The sequence below is a fragment of the Butyricicoccus sp. genome, from assembly GCF_050872565.1.
In the GTDB taxonomy this organism is placed as follows: Bacteria; Bacillota; Clostridia; order Oscillospirales; family Butyricicoccaceae; genus Butyricicoccus_A.
Genome location: NZ_JBNMHC010000374.1, coordinates 1 through 2,083, shown reverse-complemented (window position 1 = coordinate 2,083; position 2,083 = coordinate 1). Strand labels below are relative to the sequence as shown.

The window sequence follows — 2,083 nt, the reverse complement described above, 5'->3', positions numbered from 1 at the left end:
TTGATGGATCAGATGGCATCGTCTGTCGGCGGCATTGTCGCCATTGATTTTGCCAATCAAAAGGAACCGACTGTGCGCAAGATTACCTATGATATGCACGCGAGCGAGCATTCCCTGTGTATCGTCGATACTGGCGGAGATCATGCTGAGCTGACCGGAGATTATGCCGCCATTCCTCGTGAGATGGGAGAAATTGCCGCAGCATTTGGAAAAACCGTATTGCGGGAAGTAGACGAAGCGGAATTTTTGAAAGCGATTCCTTCTCTGCGCCGCCAGTGCGGAGACCGCGCTGTTTTGCGTGCGATGCACTTCTTCGCAGAAAATCGCCGCGCGGTTGCGGAAAAAGAGGCACTGGAAAAAGGCAACTTTGAAAAATTCCGTCAATTGGTGATTGCTTCCGGCAGATCCTCTGCCATGTATCTGCAAAATGTATACGCCGGTGTCAATCCGGAAAAACAGGAAATGTCGGTTGCTCTGGCATTGGCAGAGAATATTTTGGATGGACGCGGTGCGGTTCGCGTGCACGGCGGCGGCTTTGCCGGTACGATTCAAGCATTTGTCCCCAATGACATGCTGGCATATTTTAAGACGACGATGGAATCGGTACTCGGAAAAGATACATGTCATGTGCTGACCATTCGACCGGCTGGCGGTGTGGTATTACTGTCCTAAAGGAGGAAAAATGTATGGCTATTTTGGTACTTGGCGGCGCGGGTTATATCGGCTCGCATACCGTATATGAACTCATTGATGCCGGACGTGATGTTGTCATCGCAGACAACTTGGAGACCGGTCACATCGAAGCAGTACACCCGAAGGCAAAATTATATCAGGGCGATATTCGAGACAGAGCATTTGTAGATTCTGTCTTTGAATCGGAACAGATTGACGGCGTCATTCACTTCGCAGCTAATTCTCTTGTCGGAGAATCGATGACCAATCCGCTCAAATATTATGACAACAATCTGTGCGGCACAAAGGTTCTGCTGGAATCTATGGTAGCACATGGTATTGATAAAATCGTCTTTTCTTCGACTGCCGCAACATATGGCGAACCGGAACGCGTACCGATTCTGGAAACAGACAAAACCGAACCGACTAACTGCTATGGCGAAACCAAGCTGAGCATGGAAAAAATGTTCAAATGGGTCGGAAAGGCACATGGACTGCGCTTTGTATCGCTGCGTTATTTTAACGCCTGCGGTGCACACGTTTCCGGCAAGATCGGTGAAGCACACAATCCGGAATCGCATTTGATTCCGCTGATCTTACAGGTCCCGAACGGACAGCGCGAATACATTTCTATCTTCGGTGATGATTATGACACCAAGGACGGTACGTGCATTCGAGATTACATCCACGTGACGGATTTGGCACAGGCGCATATTCTTGCCATGGATTACTTAATGGACGGCGGCGAGAGCAACATCTTCAATCTTGGCAACGGTGTTGGATTTACCGTCAAGGAAGTCATTGATACCGCACGCAAGGTTACCGGTCACCCGATTCCGGCAAAGATTACACCGCGCCGTGCCGGTGACCCGGCACAGCTTATCGCATCCAGCGAAAAAGCAAAAACCATTCTCGGCTGGCATCCGGAACATGCAGATCTGGAAGAAATCATTGCAACAGCTTGGAATTGGCACAAAAACCATCCGCACGGATTTGCAAAGTGAGGCATTGGGATATGTTAAATGAAAGCATCAAAGCGCTGGTCGATTATGCGGAACACACCGGATTGATCGACAAGGCAGACCGCGTGTGGGCAATCAATCGGCTGCTTGCCGTTCTGCACACAGATACCTACACAGAACCGGAACAGGAAACCAGCGGCAGCTTAGCAGATATATTAAACGATTTATGTGACTGTGCATTGGAAACAGGTGCGCTCAAGCAAAACAGCATTGTGTATCGAGATTTATTTGATACAGAGCTGATGGGTGCCTTAGTTCCTATGCCGAGTCAGATTCAGCAAATTTTCTTCTCTTTATATAAACAGGATCCGCAGAAGGCGACTGATTGGTTTTACAAGTTCTCTCAGGATACCAATTATATCCGCAGAGATCGTATCGCCAAGGATGTA

1 protein-coding gene and 2 pseudogenes are annotated in these 2,083 nt (G+C 48.6%); all 3 read left to right on the top strand.

What is annotated here, in order from left to right; all coding sequences use genetic code 11:
- A pseudogene (locus tag ACR0P9_RS11530) lies at positions 1-672 on the top strand (galactokinase); the annotation flags it as partial.
- A gap of 14 nt (positions 673-686) precedes the next feature.
- Positions 687-1,676 carry a UDP-glucose 4-epimerase GalE gene (gene galE, locus ACR0P9_RS11525; protein WP_432620289.1) on the top strand — a complete coding sequence of 330 codons (990 nt, stop codon included), beginning with the start codon at positions 687-689 and terminating at the stop codon, positions 1,674-1,676.
- An 11-nt stretch (positions 1,677-1,687) separates the two neighbouring features.
- Positions 1,688-2,083 (top strand): annotated as a pseudogene (locus tag ACR0P9_RS11520) (UDP-glucose--hexose-1-phosphate uridylyltransferase); the annotation flags it as partial.

Bases quoted from the DNA above. Each gene is read 5' to 3' on its own strand.
- galE (WP_432620289.1), top strand. From the start codon at position 687: ATGGCTATTTTGGTACTTGGCGGCGCGGGTTATATCGGCTCGCATACC.